Below are 20,292 nucleotides of genomic sequence, written 5' to 3'. Positions count from 1 at the left end.
CCCAGATCGCCCCTGGCGGCGTTGTCGGCCCGACCGGGTACGCCAGTACGACGGCTCGGGCCTCCGCCTTGCCAGGAGCAATCTGGATCACGAATCCCATCGACCCTGATCCACCAGACACGCCCTAACCGTTGCGCTCCCGCTGCGCCACCTCCTCGCGCAGCGCGGCCACCGGCCGCCTGCCGCGCCGCAACCGCCCGACGACGGCCGGCCCGGCGAGCAGCAGCACCGCGAGCACGAGTACCACCAGCGACAGCGGCCGGGTGAGGACGATCAGCAGGTTGCCGTCGCCGATCGCCGAGGTCTGCACCAGCGCCTTCTCGAACAGGGGCCCCAGCACGAGGCCCAGCACGAGGGGGGCCATCGGGAGGTTCAGCCGCTTCATCGCGTAGCCGATGACGCCGAACACCAGCACGACCCACACGCTGAACAGGTTGTTGGAGATCGAGTACGCCCCGACGACGCTCGTGAAGAGGATCAGCGGGTACATGTAGCCGTAGGGCACCCGCAGCAGCTGGGCGAACACCGGCGCGAGCGGCAGGTTGAGCACCAGCAGGATGAGGTTGCCGAGGAAGAACGAGGCGAGCAGCCCCCACACCAGCGCGGGCTGCTGCTCGAACAGCAGCGGCCCCGGCTGGATGCCGTAGATCGCGAACGCGCCCAGCAGCACCGCCGTCGTGGCGCCGCCGGGCACGCCGAGCGTGAGCGTGGGGACGAAGTTCGCGTTGGCCGCCGCGTTGTTGGCGCTCTCCGGAGCGGCCACCCCCTCGATCGCGCCGGTGCCGAACTCGTCCTTGTGCCGGGACACCCGCTTCTCGATCCCGTAGGCCATGAACGACGCCAGCGTGGACCCGGCGCCGGGCAGGCACCCGAACAGGAACCCCAGGCCGCTGCCGCGCAGGATCGGGCCGCCGGAGCGGGCGAGGTCCCGCCGACTGATCATCAGGTCGCGGAACCGCGCGCGGATCGGCGCGGCAGCGCCCTCCCGGATCTGGTGCAGCACCTCGCCCACGGCGAACAGCCCGATCATCACCTCGACGAACGGGATGCCCGACAGCAGATCGACCGAGCCGAAAGTGAAGCGGGCGACGCCGCTGCCGGTGTCCACCCCGACCATCGCGATGACCAGCCCGAGGACGGCCATCGTCGTCCCGAGGACCTTGTTCTCCCCGGAGAAGCTGACGATGGTCGCCAGGCCCAGCAGCATCACCGCGAGCATCTCCGGCGGCCCGAAGCGCAACGCGAACTCCGCGAACGGTGGAGCGAGCGCCATCAGCAGCACCAGCGAGATGATCGCCGCGACGAACGACCCGATGGCCGAGATCGCGAGCGCCGCACCCGCGCGGCCGCGGCGGGCCATCTGGTAGCCGTCGAGGGTGGTGACCACGGTGGCCGCCTCGCCGGGCGTCGAGATCAGGACCGAGGTGATCGTGCCGCCGTACTGGGCCCCGTAGTAGATGCCCGCCAGCATGATGAGCGCGGTGACCGGCTCCAGCCCGAGGGTCAGCGGGAGCAGGATCGCCACGCCCGTGGTGGAGCCGAGGCCGGGCAGCACGCCGATGACGGTGCCCATGAGCACCCCGACGAAGCACCACAGGAGGTTCTCGACCGACAGGGCGGTCGAGAAGCCGAGCACGAGGTTCTCGAGCACGGCTCAGCCCTCGACCAGGTCGCCGACGACCCCGGTGGGCAGCGGGACGTCGAGGAACACGCCGAAGACGCCGTACACGACGGCCACGGCGATCACGGTGACGAGCAGCGCAGGAACCGGCCTGCGCCGCTCCACCACCGCGGAGACGAACAGCACGAGCAGCCCGAACGCCGGCAGGAACCCGATGAGCGGAACGAGCAGGACCGTCACCGGGAGGGCGACGACGACCGTCCGCAGCTGCCGGACCCGGTACGCGGCCGTCCGGCCGAGGACGTCGACGTCCTCCCCGGCCGGCCGCTCCGGTGCCGGGGTGGCCGACCGGCGACGGAGCCGGGCCAGCAGCTGCCCGCCGGCGAGCAGCGCGAGCAGCAGCCCGCACACCATGGGCAGGAGCCCGGGTCCCACCCGACCGCCCTCGCCGAAGAGGCCGTAGCCGAAGGAGGAGGCGAACACCGCCGCGCCGAGGACGGTCAGCACGCCGAAGGCGACGACCTCCCCGATCGCTGCGCGCGGGGACCCCGGGCCGGAACGCATCGCCGTCGACTCGTTCGCGAGCCCCGTCATTGCGCCAGCGCCTCCTCGAGCAGCGCCCGGTTGCGCTCGAGGTACTGCACGAACTCCGCGCCCGACGCCGTGATCGGCTGCAGGTAGCTCTCCTCGACGTAGGTGCGGTACTCCTCGGTCTCCAGCACCTTCTGCATCGTGTCGACCCAGTACTGCGTCTGCTCCTCGGTGATCCCGCCGGGGGCGAGCACGCCGCGGAACTGTGCGAACGAGACGGGGATGCCCTGCTCGGTCGCGGTCGGGATGTCCTGCAGCGCGCCGTAGTCGTAGCGCTCCTCGGCGAACGCGCAGAGCGCCTTGAGGTCGCCGGACTCCAGCTGCCCGATCACCTCGCCCGGGTTCAGGGAGGCGATGTCGATCTGTCCGCCCAGCAGGGCCGCGATGAGCTCGCCACCGGACTCGAACGCCACCCGGTCGAACTGGGCGCCGGTCTCGTTCTCGGTGAGGCTCAGAACGATGTTGTCCAGCCCGGCGGCGCCGCTGATCCCGGCGACCACACGCCCGGCGCGGGCAGCGTCGACCACGTCGGTGCAGGTGGTGTGCGGCGATGCCGCGGGCACGACGAGCAGGGTGAAGTCCTCGGCGATCTTCGTGATCGGGGTGAAGTCCTCGTAGGTGAACTCGACGTTGCCGCTCGCCGGCAACGCCAGCAGCGCCGTCTCGGTGGCGAGCAGCGTCTCCGCGTCGCCCTCCTGACCCAGGAAGTACGAGTACCCGACGGCGCCGGAGCCGCCCTCGCGGTTCTCCACGCTGACGCCGACCTCGGGCGCGGCGGCCTCGATGGCGGCGGCCAGCGCGCGGCCCGCCCGGTCGCTGCCGCCGCCGGGGGAGAACGGCACGACCATCGTCACGTCGCCGTCCGGCTGCCACGAGCCGGTCTCCGCGGCACTGCCGTCGCCGCCGCAGCCCGCCACCGCGAGCGCGAGCGCGAGCGTGCCGGCCGCCAGTGGCATTGCTCGAGTCCTCATGCCGGGTCCTCCCTCTCGGTGGTGCGGGGCGCGGGTGGGGCGCCGCCATCGATGGCGGCGGCGCCGTCGGTGACCAGGTCGCGGATCTCGTCCTCGGAGTAGCCGGCGGCCCGCAGTGCGTCGCGGGTGCCGTCGCCGAGCACCGGCCCCGCGGCGGCCCGCACGGCGGGTGTGCGCGAGAAGCGCATCGGCGAACCGAGCTGGCGCACCTCGCCCGCGACGGGGTGGTGCGCGTCCCAGAAGTAGTTCCGCTCGGTCAGGTGGTCGTCGGTGAACACCTGGGCGTAGTCGGCGATCGGGGCGCACGGGACACCGGCGGCGTCGAGGGCGTCGACGAGCTTCGCGCTGGTCCAGCTCCGGGTGACGTCCTCGATCGCGGCGATCAGGGCCTCGCGGTGGGCGTGCCGGGCGAAGGCGTCGGCGTAGCGGTCGTCGGCGTGCAGCGCGGCGAGCCCCAGCACGTCGCAGAGCCCGGTCCACGTCTTCGGGGTGACGGCACCGATCGTGACGAACCCGTCGGACGTGCGCACCGCCTGGTAGGGGGCTGTGCTCTGGTGGGCCGACCCCAGCGGCCTGCCCACCTCGCCGGTGGCGAAGTACTTGCCCGCCTCCCAGATCGCGAAGGACACGCCGGACTCGAGCAGCGAGACGTCGATGTGCTGGCCCTCGCCGGTGCGGTCGCGCTCGCGCAGCGCGGCGGTGACGGCGAGCGCGACGTAGAGCGCGCAGACCAGGTCGCAGATCGGGACGCCAATCTTCGTCGGGTCGCCCTCCGGGGTGCCGGTGATGCTCATCAGGCCGCCACGGGCCTGGGCCATGATGTCGAGTCCGGGCAGCGCCGCGAGCGGGCCGTCCTGGCCCCACCCCGACGCGGACGCGTAGACCAGCCGCGGGGCGGTGGGACGCAGGCTCTCGTAGTCGAGCCCAAGCTTGCGCATCGCGCCCGGCCGCAGGTTCTCCACCAGCACGTCGGCCGACGCCGCCAGCCGCAGGAACGCCTCCCGGCCCTTCGCGGACTTGAGGTCGAGGGCGACGGAGTGCTTGTTGCGGTTGAGCCGCACGAAGGGGGAGCTCTCCCCGTGCACGAACGGCCCGGTGGCGCGGACCGGGTCGCCTGCGCCGGGCACCTCGATCTTGAGGACGGTGGCGCCCAGATCGGCGAGCTGCATGGTCGCGAAGGGCGCCGCCATGAAGGCGCCGACCTCCAGCACGGTGATCCCGGCGAGGGGAGGGCTGCTGTCTCGGACCGTCACGCACGCCTCCGAAGTGTTGCTACCGCTGTGAGGTGGATTACTGTCTACAGACGTCCGTAGTCCTCGGGCAAGAGGCAGCCGCAAGTTCTTCTCGATCGGAAGGAGACGAAACCTCCGTGTCCGCCCCGTCGCCTCGGCGCATCGAGTCGCCGCCGAGCATCACGCAGCTCGCGGCGTCGGCGCTGCGGAACATGATCTTCAGCGGCGAGTTGCAGCCGGGCGACCGCGTCGTCGAGAACCACCTCATCGAGTCGCTCGGCGTCAGCAAGCCCCCGCTGCGGGAGGCGATGGCGGTGCTGGAGCAGGAGGGGCTGATCGTGCGGACCCCGCGGCGCGGCGCGGTGGTCACGCCGCTCACGCTGCACGACGTCTACGAGATCTTCACCCTGCGCCACGACCTCGAGCGCCTGGCCGTCGACCTCGGCGTCCCGTGCCGGGCGCCGGAGCGCATCAACCGCTGCCGGGAGGCGTACGCCGCGCTCGAACGCGCCGCGCAGGACGGCGACCCCGCGGCCGTCACCGAGCGCGGGTTCGCGTTCCACCTCGCCGTCGTGGGCCTCGCCGGCCACCGCAGGCTCGAGGAGGCCTACCGCGCGCTGGCGCTGCAGCTGCGCCTGTGCATGGCGATGAACCGCCAGGCCCGCCGGAGCCGGGAGACGCTGCTCGGCGACGCGCAGCGGCACCGGCGGATCCTCGAGCTGGTCGAGCGCGGCGACACCGCAGCCGTCCATCACGAGCTGGCCCACCACGGCGACCGCACGTTCCTGCTGGACGCGGGCGACACCTTCCCCGGCGGCTCGCCCGAGTCGCTGGCCTGGCTGGAGTCGGTGCGGCAGCAGGAGAACCGATGATCAGGAGCAGCGCATGCGCATCGTCCTCGGCAACGACCACGCGGGTTTCCCCCTCAAGGAGCACGTCCGGTCCGTCCTCCAGGGCCTGGGCCACGAGGTCCGCGACGTCGGCACGCACAGCGCGGAGCCGGTCGACTTCCCCGACATCGCGAAGGCGGTGAGCGCGCCACTGCGCGCGGGTGAGGCCGACCGCGCCGTGCTTGTCTGCGGCACGGGCGTCGGGGCGGCCATCGCCGCGAACAAGATCGCCGGGATCCGGGCGACGGTCGCCCACGACACCTACACCGCACGGCAGGCCGTCGAGCACGACGACGTCAACGTCGTGTGCCTCGGGGCGTGGCTCGTCGGCCCGGCGATCGCCACGCAGGTGCTCGAGGAGTTCCTCGCGGCGAGGTTCAGCACCGACCCGGACTGCCGCCGCCGCGTGCAGATGCTGCACGACATGGAACGGGAGATGGCCACCGAACCGGCCTGAGCACACGTCACCGCGAAGGAGCGGACATGGCGAAGCCCGCCGAGACCGGCACGACCGAATTCCTCACCTATCCGGAGCCGCCGCCGAAGCTGCGGCGCAGGCTCACGCTCGTCACCGCACTGTCGGTGCTGGGGCCGGGCGCGATCGTGGCCTCGGCCAACATCGGCAGCGGCGAGATGGTGTTCGCCTCCCGCGGCGGTGCGCTGTTCGGCTACGCCCTGCTGTGGGCGTTCCTCGTCTCCGCCGCGGCGAAGGCGGCGCTGGCCTACTCCTTCAACCGCTACACCGTGGTGGCGGGCGAGCACCCGATGGCGCGCTGGACCACGCTGTTCCGTGGCCCGCGCGGCTGGTTCCCGCTGCTCATGGGCGCAGTGTCGATCGCGGCCATCCCGTCGTGGGTCGGCGGGCTGGGGGTCGGGCTCGGTGACCTGATGGCGTCGATCACCGCCGTCGGCACCGGGGCGGCGTGGGCGACGGCGCTCATCGTGCTCTCCGGGTTGCTGGCCTGGTTCGGCGGCTACCAGCGGCTGGAGAAGGCGCAGACGGTCGTCGTCGGGTTCATGCTGATCGCGATCGCGATCAGCGTGGTGGTGCTGCAGCCGGACTGGCTCGCCGCGCTCGGCGGGCTGCTGCCGGGCGTCCCCGAGTACCACGGGTGGGTCGCCGGCGCGTACCCGGAGATCGCACAGCGGTCGGTGTGGCTCGAGCTCGCGGTGTACCTCGGCGCGATCGGCGGCGGCACCTACGACTACATCGGCTACGCGGGGATGCTGCGGGAGAAGAAGTGGGGCCTGCTGGGACGGCCCGACCAGGCGGGCATGGCCGAGCGGCTCGCGGCGCTGCCGCGGGGGTCGCGGCTGCCCCTGGCAGAGGACGCCGAGCAGGTCGCGCGGGCCAGGGCGTGGAGCAGGGCCCCGCTGGGGGACACCGTGCTGTCGTTCGCCGCGATCGTCGTCTTCGCGTCCATGTTCATGATCAACGGAGCGGCGCTGCTGGCGGAGGAGCAGATCGTCCCGGCGGGCAACGACACGCTCACGTTCCAGGCCCAGTTCCTCACCGCCGTGCACCCGACGCTCGAGTACCTCTACTACGTCGCGGTGTTCTTCGCGTTCTTCGGCTCGCTCTACGCGTTCTGGGAGCTCTACACCTACACCGCCTACGAGACGCTCTCCCCGGTCTTCGCCAGGGTGCGCGGGGCGGGGCCGCGCGGGACGCGGCCGTGGATGTACCTCTACATCCTGGTCGCGAGCCTCGCTCTGGTCTGGACGGTCGGTGAGCTGGTGGTGATCGTGACGCCCGCGTCGGTGCTCGGCGGGCTGCTCACCTCGGGCCTGTTCTGCCTGGCGATCGTCTGGACCGAGCACAAGGTCCTGCCCCCGGCCTACCGGCTGTCGCGGGCGGGCCGGTGGTGGGTCGTGCTGTCCGGGATCCTGCTGACCGTCCTCGGGGTGGTGTCGACGTGGCAGCTGTTCGCCTGAGTCACCCGGGTGCGGCCCTGGCCGCGGCCTGCTTCGCGGTGCTGTCGGTGTGGCGCTTCACCGACGGGGAGCCGCTGTGGGCGACCCTGTTCGCCGCGGTCGCGCTGGCGCACCTCGCGCCGGCGCTGCGCGGGGGTGGCGGCGCGCGCGTGCAGGCCGGCGCGGACGACCCGGCTCGGCGGGGGTGGGTGCGGCTCGCCGTGGCCAACCTCGCGCTGGCGTGTGCCGCGGTGTTCTGGTTCCCGCCGCTCGCGCTCGTGCTGGCCGCGCTGGGGGTGTACTCGGCGCACCGGGCCCGGGTCACGCATCATGATGCGCCCCAGCCCTCATCATGAAGCTACGATCGGCCCCGTGCGTACCACGGTCGACCTGGACGACGACGTCGCGGCGGCTGTGGAGCAGTTGCGGAAGGACCGAGGCCTCGGTGTCAGCGCGGCGCTCAACGAGTTGGCCCGTGCCGGTCTCGCCCACGGCGCCGTCCCGAAGCCGCGCTTCGTCCAACAGACGTCGTCCGGGGGCGCCCGCCTCGACCTCACCAACGTCGCCGACGTTCTGGATCTCCTGGACGGATCGACCGCGGGGTGATCGTCGATGTGAACGTCCTGCTCTTCGCCGAGGTCCGATCGAGCCCACACACGCACCCGCAGAGCGCTGGCTCACCGAGCCTTGAACGGTCCGGTGCGCATCGGCCTTCCGTGGCCGTCGTTGCTCGCCTTCGTCCGGATCAGGACGAATCCCCGCGCCTTCGAGCGGCCGTTGCCGCCCGATGAAGCCTGGGCACGGGGAGGGCGTGGCTGAACGACCCCGCCGCATGGGTGCCGGCTCCCGCTGAACGGCACGCGGACGTGCTCGGGCAGCTCATCACCGGGCACCAGCTCCGCTCGACGGCGATTCCCGACGTGCACCTGGCCGCGCTCGCCCTGGAGCACGGCGTCGGCGTGTGCTCCGCCGACACGGACTTCGCCCGGTTCGACGGCCTGCGCTGGTTCAACCCGCTGACCGGCTGACGTCTCACCGATGTGCGTTCCGCGGAACGCGGTTCACCGCAACCACGTTCCGCGGAGCGCACCGGCCGGTGGTCATCCGGCCCGGCGGGCCGTGCGGCGGCGCCCCGCACGGCGATCGTCGTGCCCAGCGATGCCGAGCCCGACGATCGGGAGCGCGAGCAGCCAGCCGCTGGCGCCGAAGCGCTCCGCGACCGACCGGCCGATGCCGAACCGGGCGTCCTCGCCCTCGCACGGCGCGTCGAGCGCCAGCAGGGCGGCGCGCAGCTTGTCGGTACTGCGCGGCGGCACGCCCGCGGTCGGGTGCTTGGTCGCCATCGTCGGGACGGCCCGGAGCGCGACGGCCACCACCCGAGCAGGACCCAGACCGATGGATGGAGGTTTCACGGGAGGACTGGTGGCGACAGCAGGACCGGCCGCGGCGACCAGGGGGATTGTTCGACGATCGCGAGAACGAGCGCCCTCGGCGCCTACCGCACCCGCCGACCGGAGCGGGCGAGCGTCGCGTTCAGTTCGCCGCCCAGCAGCAGGCCGAGGCTGAGCAGGTACACCCAGGTCATGACGATCACCCCGCCGCCGAACGCGCCGAGCACGGGATTTCCGCCGGCGACCACGGCCAGGTAGAGGTGGAAACCGAGGCTCGCGACGATCCACAGCACCGCCGTCGCGAGCGCCCCGGGCAGGCAGGCCCGCCACCCCGGGTGGTCGCTCGGGGCGAAGTGGAACAGCGCGGCGGCCCACAGCACGAGCCCGGCGAAGAGGACGGGCACGCGCAGCACGTCCCAGGCGAACGTGAAGACCGGGCCGAGGCCCACCAGATCGGCCAGGTCGGCGCCCTTGCCGAGGAAGGGGCCCACCACGAGGACGGCCAGTGCCAGGACCACGGCGACCATCGTGGCGACGCCCATGGCCAGGCCGAGGAGCCTGCGCCGTAGCCAGGACCGGCGCTCGGCGGTGTCGTAGGCCAGGTTCAGGGCGTTGATCACCACGCCGAAGGCGCCGGAGAGCGTCACGAGCGCGCCGAGCGTCGCGAAGGTGAGCAGGCTGCCCCGGCTCTCGGCGAAAAGCGCCTCCACCGACGCCACGGCGCCGGACGCCTCCTCGGTGAGCAGCAGGTCGAGCGCGCTCACGACCTGTTCCCGCGCGCCCGCGGCGAGGTCGGCGCCCACGAACACGTCGAGCACGCTCAGCAGGCCCGCCGCGATCAGCAGCCCGGGGAAGATGCTCAGCACCGCGAAGAACGCCGTCTCGGCGGCGAGCCCGAGCAGCCGGTCCTCGTTGCTCTCGGCGGCCACCCGGCGGACGACGGTCCAGAGCCGGCGCAGTATCCCGCGCCGGGCGAAGGCGATCCGTCGGAGCACGCGCGCTCCTCCCGGAGGCTCGGGAACGGGGTCGGCCCCGGACTACCCGCTCACGGCGCGCGAACCCCGCTGCGCGAACGGCACTTTCGCTCAAACCTAACCGGGGCTGCGCCCCAGCCCGACGAGCCATGCGGTGGTCGGTTTCCGGTTTCCGAGCAGGCTCACGCAGGGACCCGCGGTCACTGCGGCCGACCGCCACCACTCGCTACGCCTAGATATGTTGACCACGACGCGAAGTGCGTTTATGCAGGTCACGTGCGCTGTCGTTGCGCTGTGGAGCGAGCATGGAGCACATTACGCCCCTGAGTCTCGGCTCGCGATGGCCAAACTTGACTCGTTCTTACCGACTTCTTCGGTCCTAGCTCACCTAGCGCGCGAAAGCGCCGTTCGCGCAGTTCACAGCGGGGTCAACGGCACCGGCTCGGGCTGTTCGCACCTCGTCGTGACCGGCAGGCTCGCCTGCGCGTGCCCGGCCTCGAGCAGGGTCTGCATGACGTCGAGGACGTGCAGCGCCACCTCCGCCGACGCGCGGTGCGGCCGCCCGGCGGCGAGGGCATCGGCGAGGTCGAGCACCCCGACGCCGCGGGCCGCGTCGCGGTAGCCCGCCGCCGGCTCCAGCACCGTCCACCCGTCGTCCCCGCGGCGGCGCAGCTTCACGTCGCCGTCGAACCGGTTCGGGTCGGGCACCGACAGGGAGCCGTCCGCACCGTGCACCTCGATCCGCGGCTGGTCGGACCCGACCACGTCGAAGCTCGTGGTGATCGTGGTCATGGCCCCGGAGGTGTGCACGAGCACCCCCGTGACGTGCGTGTCGACCTCCACCGGGAACTCGGTGCCCGCCCGGTACCCCTTGCCGATCGTGCGGGTGGGCCGGGACCTCGTGGCCGCGCCCATCACCCGCTCCACCGGGCCGAGCAGGTGGATCAGCGAGGTGAAGTAGTACGGGCCCATGTCCAGCAGCGGGCCGCCACCCGCCAGGTAGTAGAACTCGGGGTCGGGATGCCACACCTCCGGTCCCGCCGAACTGAAGACGGCGGTCGCGGCGATCGGCGCGCCGATCCGCCCGTCCCGGACGGCGGCGGCCGCGGTCTGCGTCCCCGTGCCGAGCACGGTGTCGGGCGCGCAGCCGACCCGGCGCCCGTCCGCACCGGCGAGCACGCCGCGGGCCTCGGCGACCGTCATCGCGAGCGGCTTCTCGCCGTAGACGTGCTTGCCCGCGGCGAGCGCCGCCGTCGCCACCTCGGCGTGTGCGGCGGGGACCGTCAGGTTCAGGACGAGGTCCACGTCGTCGGCCGCGAGCAGCTCCTCGACGGGCACCGCACGGGCGTCGGGCGCGAGCGCGACGGCGGCGTCGGCGCGGGCCGGGTCGCGGTCGGCCAGCGCCGTGACCTGCAGCTCCGGTAGCCGCGCGAGCGTCGTCAGGTACGCCGCGCTGATCTTGCCCAGCCCGACTACGCCTACGTTCAGCGGCTCGCCCACAGCAGCCCCCGCTCGACGATGCTGCGGATCTCGGGCACGTCGAGATCCTCCGGCTTGTGACCCACGGTGCAGACGAAGATCCGTCCGGCCCCCCAGGTGCGCGTCCAGACCGCGGGGGAGACCACGGGCTCGCTCCACGGGTCGCCGGGCAGCGAGGCCGTCGTGGTGGTGGCGAGCACCTCGTTGGCCGGGTCGGTGAGCATCCAGTACTGCTCGGTGTGCAGCGTGACGGTCGAGATCCCGGCGACGATCGGGTGATCGGTCTTCTCGGGCACCACCTCGATGGTGTGGTCGACGAAGTCGCGCGGGTGGCAGGCGAACTGGCCGCCGGTCATCTGCAGGTAGTCGCTGGCGCTGCGGAACGCGTCGACGATCCCGCCGTGCCAGCCGGCGAGCCCGGCGCCGTTCTCGACGGCCCCGCGCAGCCCCGCGAGCTGCTCCTTGCTGATGGTGCCCATCGTCCAGCACTGGACGACCAGGTCGACGCGGCCCATCAGGTCGGCGTCGAGGTAGCTGTCGAGGGTGTCGGACAGCACGACCTCGTGGTCGGACTTCTCGAGGAACGGGACGAAGCTGTCGGTGGTCTCGACGGGGGAGTGGCCCTCCCAGCCGCCGCGCACCACGAGTGCGGTGGGCATGTTCGCTGATCAGCTCCCGGAACTGAAGGCGGCGTCGAACGACGCGGCGGACGGCTCGATCTTCGTGAGCGCGCGGACGAAGGCCAGCGCGTCGGGCGCGCCGTACAGCCGGTCCATACCGGCGTCCTCCCACTCGATCGAGATCGGCCCGTCGTAGCCGATCGCGTTGAGCATCCGGAAGACCGGCTCCCACGGCACGTCCCCGTGTCCGGTGGAGACGAATTCCCAGCCTCGGCGCGGGTCGCCCCACGGCAGGTGCGAGCCCAGCCGGCCGTTGCGGCCGTTCAGCTGCTTCGTCGCCTCCTTGCAGTCGACGTGGTAGATCCGGTCCTTGAAGTCCCACAGGAACCCGACGGGGTCGAGGTCCTGCCACACGAAGTGGCTCGGGTCGAAGTTCAGCCCGAACGCCTCGCGGTGCCCGATCGCCTCCAGCGTGCGCACCGTCGACCAGTAGTCGTAGGCGATCTCGCTGGGATGGACCTCGTGGGCGAAGCGGACGCCGACCTCGTCGAACACGTCGAGGATCGGGTGGAAGCGCTCGGCGAACTCGGCGTACCCACGCTCGATCATGGACTCGGGCACCGGCGGGAACATCGCGACCAGGTGCCAGATCGGCGAGCCGGTGAACCCGACGACGGTGTGCACACCGAGCTTCGCGGCGGCCCGGGCGGTGTCGGCGAGCTCGGTGGCGGCCCGCTGCCGCACGCCTTCCGCGTCGCCCTCGCCCCAGATCCGCGCGGGCAGGATCGCCTGGTGCCGCTCGTCGATGATCGCGTCGCAGACGGCCTGGCCGACGAGGTGGTTCGAGATCGCGTGCACGGCGAGCCCGTGCCGCTTCAGGATCTCGTGCCGCCCGGCGACGTAGTCGTCCTCCGCGAGGGCGCGGTGGACGTCGAAGTGGTCGCCCCAGCAGGCGATCTCCAGCCCGTCGTAACCCCACTCCGCGGCGAGCCGGCACACCTCCTCGAACGGCAGGTCGGCCCATTGGCCGGTGAACAGCGTGACCGGACGTGGCATGTCAGTCCCCCTCTGCGGCGGTACAGGCGATGGGCGTCCAGGTCGAGGACGCGGCGGCACTGCGTTCGACGGCGTCGAGCACCCGCTGCACCCGCAGCCCGTCGGCGAAGCTCGGCGCCGGGTCGGTGCCCGCCGCGATCGCCTCGACCATGTCCTTGGCCTGGTGGGTGAACGTGTGCTCGTAGCCCAGACCGTGGCCGGGCGGCCACCAGCCCGACAGGTACGGGTGATCGGGCTCGGTGGCGAGGATCCGGCGGAACCCGGCGTCCTCGGCCGGCCCGGTGCCGTCGAAGAACTGCAGCTCGTTCATCGACTCGAAGTCGAAGGCGAGGCTCCCGCGGGAGCCGTTGATCTCGATGCGCATGGCGTTCTTGCGCCCGAGCGCGAACCGGGTGGCCTCGAACGTGGCGACGGCGCCGCCGTCGAGCCGGGCGAGGAACAGGGCTGCGTCGTCGACGGTGACGTCACCCCGCTCGGTCCCGCCCGTGGCCGACAACCCCGCCGACGCGCTGGGGAGCGGCCGCTCCTTCACGAACGTCTCGGTCAGGGCGCTGACACCGGTGATGTGCTGCCCGGTGAGGAACTGGGCGAGGTCGACGATGTGCGAGCCGATGTCGCCGAGCGCGCCGGAGCCGGCCAGGTCCTTCTGGAGCCGCCAGACCAGCGGGAACTCCGGGTCGCTGATCCAGTCCTGCAGGTAGGCGGCGCGGACGTGGCGGATGTCGCCGATCCGCCCGTCGGCGACCAGTTGCCGGGCGAGCGCCAGCGCCGGCGTGCGCCGGTAGCTGTAGCCCACCATCGAGCGCACGCCCTGTGCCCTGGCGGCCTCGGCCGCCACCGTCATCCGCTCGGCGTCGGCGACCGTGTTGGCCAGCGGCTTCTCACACAGCACGTGCTTGCCCGCGGCGAGTGCCGCGAGCGCGATCTCGACGTGCGTGTCGCCCGGCGAGCAGATGTCGACGAGGTCGATGTCGTCACGCTCGACGAGGCGGCGCCAGTCGGTCTCGGTCGACTCCCAGCCGAGCCGGTCCGCGGCCTCGGCGAGGGCGGCTTCGTTGCGCCCGGCGATCGCCGCGGTGACCGGCCGCAGGGGGAGGTCGAACGCCCGGCCGACCGTGTGCCACGCCTGCGAGTGGGCCCGCCCCATGAACGCGTGCCCCACCATGCCGACGCGGATCTGCCCGTCCACTGCACCACATCCCGCACCTGAAGTTGCGCAATACTTGCGCCGCCAGGGCGCCGGGTGTCAGTGTCACAAGCTCGAGGACAAAGGTCAACGCCCGAAATTCGGCCAAGAAGTTGCGCAACTATCCTGCCTTCCGCCAGGATGGGGCATGCCGCGAACCACGCTCGCCGACATCGCGGCCGCCGCGGGCGTCACCGTGCCCACGGTGTCCAAGGTGCTCAACGGCCGCAGCGACGTCTCCGCGGGCACGCGCGCCCGGGTGCTGGACCTGCTGACCGCCGCGGGCTACGAGCGCCGCCGCCCCGCCGAGTCCGTCGCGCCCTCCGGGCTCGTGGAACTGGTGCTCGACGGCGTGGAGGGGTCGTGGGCCACCCGGGTGCTCGGCGGCGTGCAGCGCGCCGCCGCGGAGGCGGGCTCCGACGTGGTGGTGGTGTCGGTGCGCGACGAACGGGGCGACGGGCCCGACTGGGTCGAGCGGGTCGTCGCGCGCGGGGCGACCGGCGCCGTGCTCGCCCTCGTCGACCCGACGCCGGCGCAGCGCGACCGGCTCGCCGCGGCCGGGGTGCAACTGGTCGTCCTCGACCCCGGCGTCGAACCGGCACAGGGCCTGCCCAGCGTCGGCACCACGAACTGGGCCGGCGGCTACTCGGCGGTGGAGCACCTGGTGTCGCTCGGGCACGAGCGGGTGGCCGCGATCGGGGGGCGGGCCGACCAGCTCAACAGCCGTGCCCGGCTCGACGGCTACCGATCGGCGCTGGCCGCCGCGGGGGCGCGCGCCCGCGCGACCTGGGTGCGGCACTCGGACTGGACGCGGGCGGGCGGGCTCGCACAGGCCCGCGCCCTGCTGTCCGCGCGGGAGCGCCCGACCGCGGTGTTCGCCTGCTCCGACCGGCTGGCCCGCGGGGTGTACGAGGCCGCTGCCGAGCGGGGCCTGCGGATCCCCGACGACCTGAGCGTGGTCGGCTTCGACGACCTGCCCGAGGCGCTGTGGCTGGCCCCGCGGCTCACCACCGTGCGGCAGCCCGTGCGGGAGATGGCGGCCGAGGCGGTGCGGCTGCTGCTGCGCCTGACCCGGGGCGAACCCGCCCACGGCGACCGGGTGGAGCTGTCCACCACCCTCGTCGTGCGGGACAGCACAGCGCCGCCGAGCTGACCACCGCTCCGGCCCGCTAATGATACGCGTCAGGTATGATTGGTGTATGAGCAGCACGACCCGGATCACCATCAGCGTCCCCGAGCAGGTCGCGGCCAAGGCGCAGCGTGCCGTCGAGTCCGGGCACGCCGAGAGTGTCTCGGGGTACTTCACGGAACTCGCCGAGCGGGAACCGGACTGGGCCGAGACGCGCGCGGTACTGGACGAAATGATTGCGGACGCGGGTGGGATCTCGGAGGCGGACCGCCGGTGGGCCCGGTCCGTGCTCGGCGATGCCGACCCCGCATGACGGTGCTCGTGCTCGACACCGGAGCCCTGATCGCGCTCGAGCGCCGTGATCGGCGCATGCTGGCAGTGGCCGACGAGTTGTACGCGAGCCGGCGCACCGCGTTCGTGCCGGCCGGCGTCGTCGCTCAGTGCTGGCGCGGGTCGCCTCGTCAGCACGCGGTGATGCGGCTGATCCGAGCCCGCGCCGTGCGCGTCGACCCGCTCTCCGAGGAGGTCGCCTACCAGCTGGGATCGCTGCTCGGTGCGTCCGGGGCCGCGGACGTCACCGACGCGCACGTCGCATGGCTGGCCCGGAGGCTGCGGGCGAAGGTCGTCACGTCCGATCCTGACGACATCCGGGCGCTCGACGCCGGTCTCGACATCGTCGTCGTCTGAGGACGAGGTCGCCGGTCATCGCCGGTCAATCCAGCGGGCGCACGCCGAGCACGACCACGTCGGGCTCGCCGCGCGCGACCGGCACCTCCCGTACCTCGACGTCGGCGAAGTGCCGGGCCAGTCGTTCCTCGAGCACGGGGGATCGGGCGGCGCTCCAGATCGCCAGCACCCCGCCCGGGGACAGCGCCCGGGCCGCGGCGGCCAGCCCGCCGTCGTCGTAGAGCCTGCGGTTGCCGGGGGTGACGACCCAGTCCGGCCCGTTGTCGACGTCGAGGCAGATCGCGTCGAAGGACGCGGCGCCGGCGTCGGCGATCAGCTCCACGGCGTCGGCCTCGTGCACCCGGACGCGCGGGTCGCGCAGCGCGTCGCCGTGCAGGGGGGCGAGCGGGCCGAGGTTCCAGCGCAGCACGGCCGGTTCGCGCTCGACGACCGTGACCGCACCGACCGCCCGGTGGGCGAGCGCCGCCGCGAGGGAGAACCCGACCCCGAGACCCGCGATCAGCATGCGGCCCGGCGGTGGTGTGCGCTCCGCGGCCGCCGTGACGAGCAGCCGCTCCGAGGCGCCGCCGCGGGTGTCCATGAGGAACACCCCGTTGGCGACGATCTCGTGGTGCCCCCCGCGGCGCAGCAGCACGAGCTCGCCGCAGTGTCCCGCCGTCCGTTCGACGATCTCCGCGTCGTCCACGCCGGAAGTCTGCCGCCCCGTGCTCCGGGGGCCGGCACGTCCGGCATCGGCGCGCCGTCGCGGCTCCCGTCGCGGTCAGCGGCCGCGACCGGAGAAGGCGTCCCGCATCCGGTCCACCAGCCCGGTGAAGGAGTTCATGACGTTGCCGGGGGGCGTGTCCGGCGCGTCGGGGTGCGGACGGGTGGGCGCCACCTTCTTCGCGGCCTCGATCATGCTGCCCATCCGGTTGGTCCCCTCGAGCCCCGCGGCTGTGGTGAGCCGCGGCAGCAGCATCGACTCCTCGTCGTGGACGTGCTCGCGGATCTCGGTCATCAGCTGACGCAGCAGCGGCTCGAACTCGGGGTTTTCTGCGTCCAGGCCGTGCAGCCGGTCCATGGTGCGCTCGGCCTCGGCGTGCTCGGCGAGCTCCCGGTCGGCGGTCTCGTCCCCGTCGGGGAGGAGCTTGCGCGCCGCGGGGTAGAGGAGCTGTTCCTCGGCGACGGAGTGCCGCACCAGCTCGATGATCACCTTGTCGACGAGTGCCCGGCGGTCGGCCGGCTCCGGCACGCCCTGCTCGAGCTCGCGGAACATCTGCTCGACCTCGCGGTGATCGGTGACGATCGCGTCCATCAGCTTGTTGCTCTGGTCCTTGCCGGGCATTGCGTGGTCCACGGGAGCTTCTCCTCTACGTCGCTGATCCGGGGCCGGTTACCCGGATCGGTCGTGCACAACCGCTGCCGATCGAAGTCGGCCCGGTGGGGCCGGATGGCGGCCCGCCGAGGACGTGACGAGGCCCAGGGAGGACGTGCGGGGCGGTGAGCCTGGGCACCAGTGCGTCGGCGACGGCCGGCGCTCAACGAGGAGGCGCGATGTTCTACCACGTCCAGACGCTGCAGTTCGAGGCCAAACCCGACGGCCCGGACCCCGCGTTCGCCCGCCGCCTGCAGGAGGTGCTCGGCGGCAAGTGGGGCGAGCTGACGGTGGCGCTGCAGTACCTCCAGCAGGGCTGGAACTGTCGGCTCCCCGGCAAGTACAAGGACATGCTGCTGGGCATCGGCACGGAGGAGCTGGCCCACGTCGAGATGCTGTGTGTGATGATCGCGCGGCTGAACGAGGGCGCGCCGCTGACGGTGCAGGAGGCGGCGGCGAACAGCAACCCGGCGCTGGCCGCGATCTACGGCGGCTCCAACACCCAGCACATGATCGCCAACGGTGGTGGCGCCTACTTCCAGGACAGCATGGGCGTGCCGTGGGTGGGCGCCTACACCACGTCGTCGGGCAACCTGATGGCCGACTTCCACCTCAATGCCACCGCCGAGATGCAGGGCCGGCTGCAGGTCGCCCGGCTCTACAACATGACCGACGACCCGGGCGTCAAGGAGATGCTGCGGTTCAACCTCGCCCGCGACCACATGCACCAGCAGCAGTGGCTGGCCGCGATCGAGCAGCTCAAGGAGGACGGACTGGGAGGCCTGCCGGTGCCCGAGGCGTACCCGAACGAGTCGGAGCAGGACCTGAACAACGTCAACAACTACATGAACTGCAGCGACGGCCCGGAGGCCGGCAACGGCCGCTGGGCGCGTGGGCCGATGCCCGACGGCAGCGGCCGCGAGTTCACCTACGAGGAGAACCCGCGCCCCCAGAGCGACGACCGCCAGCAGCTGCAGCCCGGCGACCCGCGCCTGTTCGGCACGCTGCCGCCGGACATGCAGCCGCTCGCCCAGGAGTCGACGAAGAGCAGCTGACGAGTCCCGAAGAACCGCAGCACGGTGGCTCTACTGCGGTACCACCGTAGGAAAGCCACCTTGCTGGGGCCGATCGTGGGTGATCTCGTCACGGGCCGAGGAGCAGGCGGGCCACCTCCAGCCCGGCGAGCAGCATCACCACACCGGCCGCGACGAGGACGGCGTCGCCGCTCGGGCCGGGATGGCCACCGGTGAGAGCGGCTCCCCAACGGGCACCGCGGCGCCTGCCGCGGACCAGCAGGAGGACGCAGCCGAGAGCGCCCGCACCGGCGAGGACGAGGGCTACGGCGCCCAGCCGCTCTGCGGTGATGCGCCCGATGACGATCGCGGCCGTGCCCAGCGCCGCCGCCGTCCGTTCCCAGGCCAGCCCGGTGCGCTCGGCCTGCGCGCCCCGGTCCCGGGACGCGCTCATGGCGCGGACAGGGCCGCGGCGATGACGCCGCCCGCCACCGCGACGAGCAGCACCGCGAGCAGCGGCACCACCGTCCCACCGGGCAGCGGCCGTTCCTCCCGCAGCGCTCGTTCGGCGACGGCCCACCGCAGCGCAGCCACCACCGGCAGCACGAGCCCGGCGAGCCCCAGCGCCACGGCCAGTGCGGTGCGCAGGCGGGGGTCGGCGGGGACGCGCAGCGCGTCGACCGCGACCGCTGCCGCCAGCAGGGCGAGCGCCGTGCGGATCCACGCGAGGAACGTGCGTTCGTTGGCGAGGCTGAACCGGGGGTCCGGCTCGGAGCCCGCCGTGTAGACCCAGCGGGGCCGCCGCCGCTCCGTCACGTGTCGTTCCCGAGCGCGTGGGCGCGGCGCCGGTCGAGCTCGGCCTCCATGTTGGTCACGTCGCGAGCGTAGGGCCGGTACAGGAGGCCCAGGAAAGCGCCATTGAGTGTCATCAGCCCCACGACGAGCCACAGGAACACCGCCTGCAGACCGATCGCCTCGGCGAGGAACCCGGCCAGCAGCGTGTAGACGGCGAACCCGAGCGACTCCACGACGGAGACGTACACCGCGAACGCGGCGCCGCGCAGCTCGGGCGGCACAACCGACATGACCAGCGGCCGGTTGACGCCCGGGTTGAGTCCCATCGCGAAGCCCATTAGCCCGAACATCACCAGGAAAGGCCAGATCGCGTTCCACCCGACCTGGGTGCCGAAGTAGGCGAAGACGGCGAAGAGCACCTGGGCGACCTGCAGGAACGCGATGCGCCCCCGCAGCGGGCTGCGGGCGTGCATCCGGTCCGCGATCTGCCCGCCCGCGAAGGTCCCGGCCAGGTAGCCGATCCCGAACGGGGCGAGGACGGCGGCGGCGACGGCGTTGTCGAACCCGAACGCGTCCACGAGCAGTACCACGCCGAACGCCCCGACGAGCAGGTGACTGCTCAGCAGGCGGGAGATCAGGAGCAACACATAGCTGCGGATGCCGAAGAGCGATCGGACCTTCGCCCAGGTCACCCTCGACTCGCGGTCGCGCGCCTCCTGGGTCAGGTCGCTCAGCTGGGCCTCCGCCGCGCCGGTGCCGGGGTCGCGGTAGAACGCCCAGATGAGCAGGCCGAACACGACGTTGAGGCCACCGGCGATGAAGAAGCCGTAGCGCCAGCCGTCCTCGACCCTGGCGAGCTGCCCGATCAGCGGGGCGAGCACGGCGGCGCCCGCGGCGATGCCGCCGTAGAGCCACCCGACGGCGCGGCCGCGCTTGGCGTCGTCGAACGAGTCGCCGATGATCTCCGGGACGATCGCGTGGCCTGCGGCGGCGCCCGCGGCGGAGATCGTGTACAGGATGACCAGCTGCGTGAAGTTCTGCGCCAGGCCGGCCAGGATCGCCCAGATCCCCCAGAACCCGGTGGCGATCACGAGCACCGCCTTGTGGCTCGTGCGGCGGGCGAGCCACACCCACCCCGGGCCGGCCACCACGCCGATCAGGCGGGCGGCGGCGGTGAGGATGCCCAGCGCGCCGAGGGAGAGCCCGAGGCTCGCCCGGATCACCGGGAACAGACCGGAGATCATGCTGGACTCGCCGCCGTCGACGAGCATCGAGCCGCCGAGGACGGTGAGGTTGCGGCCGCGGCCGCGGGCGCTCGGGGTGGAGGGCTTCGCGGGCGGGATGGGGTCGGCCGGGACGGCCTGCTCCGTGGACATCGTTGTCTCCTCG

At 72.6% G+C, this 20,292-nt stretch carries 25 protein-coding genes; 10 read left to right on the top strand and 15 right to left on the bottom strand.

Translation table 11 applies throughout. The features are described 5' to 3' along the window. Positions 1–124: 124 nt before the first annotated feature. From KME75_RS01300 to KME75_RS01285, 4 genes are read right to left on the bottom strand one after another with little or no spacing between them, the layout of a single operon-like run. Positions 125–1,651 carry a tripartite tricarboxylate transporter permease gene (locus KME75_RS01300; RefSeq protein WP_219412626.1) on the bottom strand — a complete coding sequence of 509 codons (1,527 nt, stop codon included), beginning with the start codon at positions 1,649–1,651 and terminating at the stop codon, positions 125–127. A 3-nt stretch (positions 1,652–1,654) separates the two neighbouring features. Further along, entirely contained in the window at positions 1,655–2,215 is a 561-nt protein-coding gene (locus tag KME75_RS01295) for a tripartite tricarboxylate transporter TctB family protein (protein ID WP_219412625.1), read from the bottom strand. Further along, positions 2,212–3,183, bottom strand: coding sequence for a tripartite tricarboxylate transporter substrate binding protein (locus KME75_RS01290; RefSeq protein ID WP_219412624.1), 972 nt, complete (start codon positions 3,181–3,183; stop codon positions 2,212–2,214). Before KME75_RS01290 ends, KME75_RS01295 begins: the two co-directional genes overlap by 4 nt. Continuing rightward, positions 3,180–4,436, bottom strand: coding sequence for a CaiB/BaiF CoA transferase family protein (locus KME75_RS01285; RefSeq protein ID WP_308282487.1), 1,257 nt, complete (start codon positions 4,434–4,436; stop codon positions 3,180–3,182). Before KME75_RS01285 ends, KME75_RS01290 begins: the two co-directional genes overlap by 4 nt. A gap of 116 nt (positions 4,437–4,552) precedes the next feature. On the opposite strand from KME75_RS01285, the gene KME75_RS01280 reads away from it, so the two are divergent. The 6 genes from KME75_RS01280 (at position 4,553) to KME75_RS01255 (ending at position 8,247) form a co-directional block, all read left to right on the top strand. Beyond that, a complete protein-coding gene (locus KME75_RS01280) occupies positions 4,553–5,287 on the top strand; it encodes a GntR family transcriptional regulator (protein ID WP_308282486.1) in 735 nt (244 codons plus the stop codon). Between the two features lie 13 nt (positions 5,288–5,300). After that, complete coding sequence (locus KME75_RS01275) at positions 5,301–5,762, top strand: RpiB/LacA/LacB family sugar-phosphate isomerase (RefSeq protein ID WP_219412623.1); 462 nt, start codon at positions 5,301–5,303, stop codon at positions 5,760–5,762. A gap of 26 nt (positions 5,763–5,788) precedes the next feature. After that, positions 5,789–7,240: an Nramp family divalent metal transporter gene (locus KME75_RS01270; protein ID WP_219412622.1), complete on the top strand. Its 1,452-nt coding sequence runs from the start codon at positions 5,789–5,791 to the stop codon at positions 7,238–7,240. Next, on the top strand, positions 7,222–7,575 hold the full coding sequence (locus KME75_RS01265; RefSeq protein WP_219412621.1) for a hypothetical protein: 354 nt from the start codon (positions 7,222–7,224) through the stop codon (positions 7,573–7,575). The genes KME75_RS01270 and KME75_RS01265 overlap by 19 nt, the downstream gene beginning before the upstream one ends. 16 nt (positions 7,576–7,591) lie before the next feature. Further along, positions 7,592–7,825, top strand: coding sequence for a ribbon-helix-helix domain-containing protein (locus KME75_RS01260; protein ID WP_219412620.1), 234 nt, complete (start codon positions 7,592–7,594; stop codon positions 7,823–7,825). Positions 7,826–8,055: 230 nt separating this feature from the next. Further along, positions 8,056–8,247 (top strand): PIN domain-containing protein, encoded by a 192-nt coding sequence (locus KME75_RS01255; RefSeq protein WP_219412619.1) that lies wholly within the window; start codon positions 8,056–8,058, stop codon positions 8,245–8,247. Between the two features lie 72 nt (positions 8,248–8,319). Here KME75_RS01255 and KME75_RS01250 read toward each other — a convergent pair whose 3' ends face one another. The 6 genes from KME75_RS01250 to KME75_RS01225 form a co-directional block, all read right to left on the bottom strand. Continuing rightward, positions 8,320–8,592 carry a hypothetical protein gene (locus KME75_RS01250; protein WP_219412618.1) on the bottom strand — a complete coding sequence of 91 codons (273 nt, stop codon included), beginning with the start codon at positions 8,590–8,592 and terminating at the stop codon, positions 8,320–8,322. 122 nt (positions 8,593–8,714) lie between these two features. Then, a complete protein-coding gene (locus KME75_RS01245; protein ID WP_219412617.1) occupies positions 8,715–9,605 on the bottom strand; it encodes a YihY/virulence factor BrkB family protein in 891 nt (296 codons plus the stop codon). 396 nt (positions 9,606–10,001) lie between these two features. Next, positions 10,002–11,084, bottom strand: a complete 1,083-nt coding sequence (locus KME75_RS01240) for a Gfo/Idh/MocA family protein (protein WP_219412616.1) — start codon at positions 11,082–11,084, stop codon at positions 10,002–10,004. Further along, complete coding sequence (locus KME75_RS01235) at positions 11,069–11,722, bottom strand: ThuA domain-containing protein (RefSeq protein WP_219412615.1); 654 nt, start codon at positions 11,720–11,722, stop codon at positions 11,069–11,071. The genes KME75_RS01240 and KME75_RS01235 overlap by 16 nt, the downstream gene beginning before the upstream one ends. A 9-nt stretch (positions 11,723–11,731) precedes the next feature. After that, positions 11,732–12,739 carry a sugar phosphate isomerase/epimerase family protein gene (locus tag KME75_RS01230; RefSeq protein ID WP_219412614.1) on the bottom strand — a complete coding sequence of 336 codons (1,008 nt, stop codon included), beginning with the start codon at positions 12,737–12,739 and terminating at the stop codon, positions 11,732–11,734. Position 12,740: 1 nt separating this feature from the next. Further along, the gene (locus KME75_RS01225) at positions 12,741–13,904 is read right to left on the bottom strand and encodes a Gfo/Idh/MocA family protein (RefSeq protein WP_219412642.1); all 1,164 of its coding nucleotides are present in this window, start codon (positions 13,902–13,904) and stop codon (positions 12,741–12,743) included. A 169-nt stretch (positions 13,905–14,073) separates the two neighbouring features. Here KME75_RS01225 and KME75_RS01220 point away from each other — a divergent pair, with 169 nt between their 5' ends. From KME75_RS01220 to KME75_RS01210, 3 genes are read left to right on the top strand one after another with little or no spacing between them, the layout of a single operon-like run. Beyond that, positions 14,074–15,078, top strand: a complete 1,005-nt coding sequence (locus tag KME75_RS01220) for a LacI family DNA-binding transcriptional regulator (RefSeq protein ID WP_219412613.1) — start codon at positions 14,074–14,076, stop codon at positions 15,076–15,078. 46 nt (positions 15,079–15,124) lie between these two features. Next, positions 15,125–15,367, top strand: coding sequence for a hypothetical protein (locus KME75_RS01215; RefSeq protein WP_219412612.1), 243 nt, complete (start codon positions 15,125–15,127; stop codon positions 15,365–15,367). After that, on the top strand, positions 15,364–15,741 hold the full coding sequence (locus KME75_RS01210; RefSeq protein ID WP_219412611.1) for a PIN domain-containing protein: 378 nt from the start codon (positions 15,364–15,366) through the stop codon (positions 15,739–15,741). Before KME75_RS01215 ends, KME75_RS01210 begins: the two co-directional genes overlap by 4 nt. A gap of 25 nt (positions 15,742–15,766) precedes the next feature. Here KME75_RS01210 and KME75_RS01205 read toward each other — a convergent pair whose 3' ends face one another. Then, entirely contained in the window at positions 15,767–16,426 is a 660-nt protein-coding gene (locus KME75_RS01205) for a spermine/spermidine synthase domain-containing protein (protein WP_219412610.1), read from the bottom strand. A gap of 75 nt (positions 16,427–16,501) precedes the next feature. After that, positions 16,502–17,077, bottom strand: a complete 576-nt coding sequence (locus tag KME75_RS01200; protein WP_308282485.1) for a hemerythrin domain-containing protein — start codon at positions 17,075–17,077, stop codon at positions 16,502–16,504. 197 nt (positions 17,078–17,274) lie between these two features. Between KME75_RS01200 and KME75_RS01195 the strand changes: the two genes are divergently transcribed. Further along, entirely contained in the window at positions 17,275–18,150 is an 876-nt protein-coding gene (locus KME75_RS01195) for a manganese catalase (protein ID WP_219412609.1), read from the top strand. 88 nt (positions 18,151–18,238) lie between these two features. On the opposite strand, the gene KME75_RS01190 is transcribed toward KME75_RS01195, so the two are convergent. Genes KME75_RS01190 through KME75_RS01180 form a run of 3 tightly spaced genes read right to left on the bottom strand, consistent with a single transcriptional unit; the run spans position 18,239 to position 20,279 of the window. After that, positions 18,239–18,562, bottom strand: a complete 324-nt coding sequence (locus KME75_RS01190) for a DUF202 domain-containing protein (protein ID WP_219412608.1) — start codon at positions 18,560–18,562, stop codon at positions 18,239–18,241. After that, positions 18,559–18,924: a YidH family protein gene (locus tag KME75_RS01185; protein WP_219412607.1), complete on the bottom strand. Its 366-nt coding sequence runs from the start codon at positions 18,922–18,924 to the stop codon at positions 18,559–18,561. The genes KME75_RS01190 and KME75_RS01185 overlap by 4 nt, the downstream gene beginning before the upstream one ends. After that, entirely contained in the window at positions 18,921–20,279 is a 1,359-nt protein-coding gene (locus KME75_RS01180; RefSeq protein ID WP_219412606.1) for an MFS transporter, read from the bottom strand. The genes KME75_RS01185 and KME75_RS01180 overlap by 4 nt, the downstream gene beginning before the upstream one ends. Between the last annotated feature and the right edge of the window lie 13 nt (positions 20,280–20,292).

Source organism: Pseudonocardia nigra, assembly GCF_019396355.1.
Classification (GTDB): Bacteria; Actinomycetota; Actinomycetes; order Mycobacteriales; family Pseudonocardiaceae; genus Pseudonocardia; species Pseudonocardia nigra.
The sequence above is the reverse complement of the archived record's forward strand: the minus strand, read 5'-3'. Positions and strand labels throughout refer to the sequence as shown.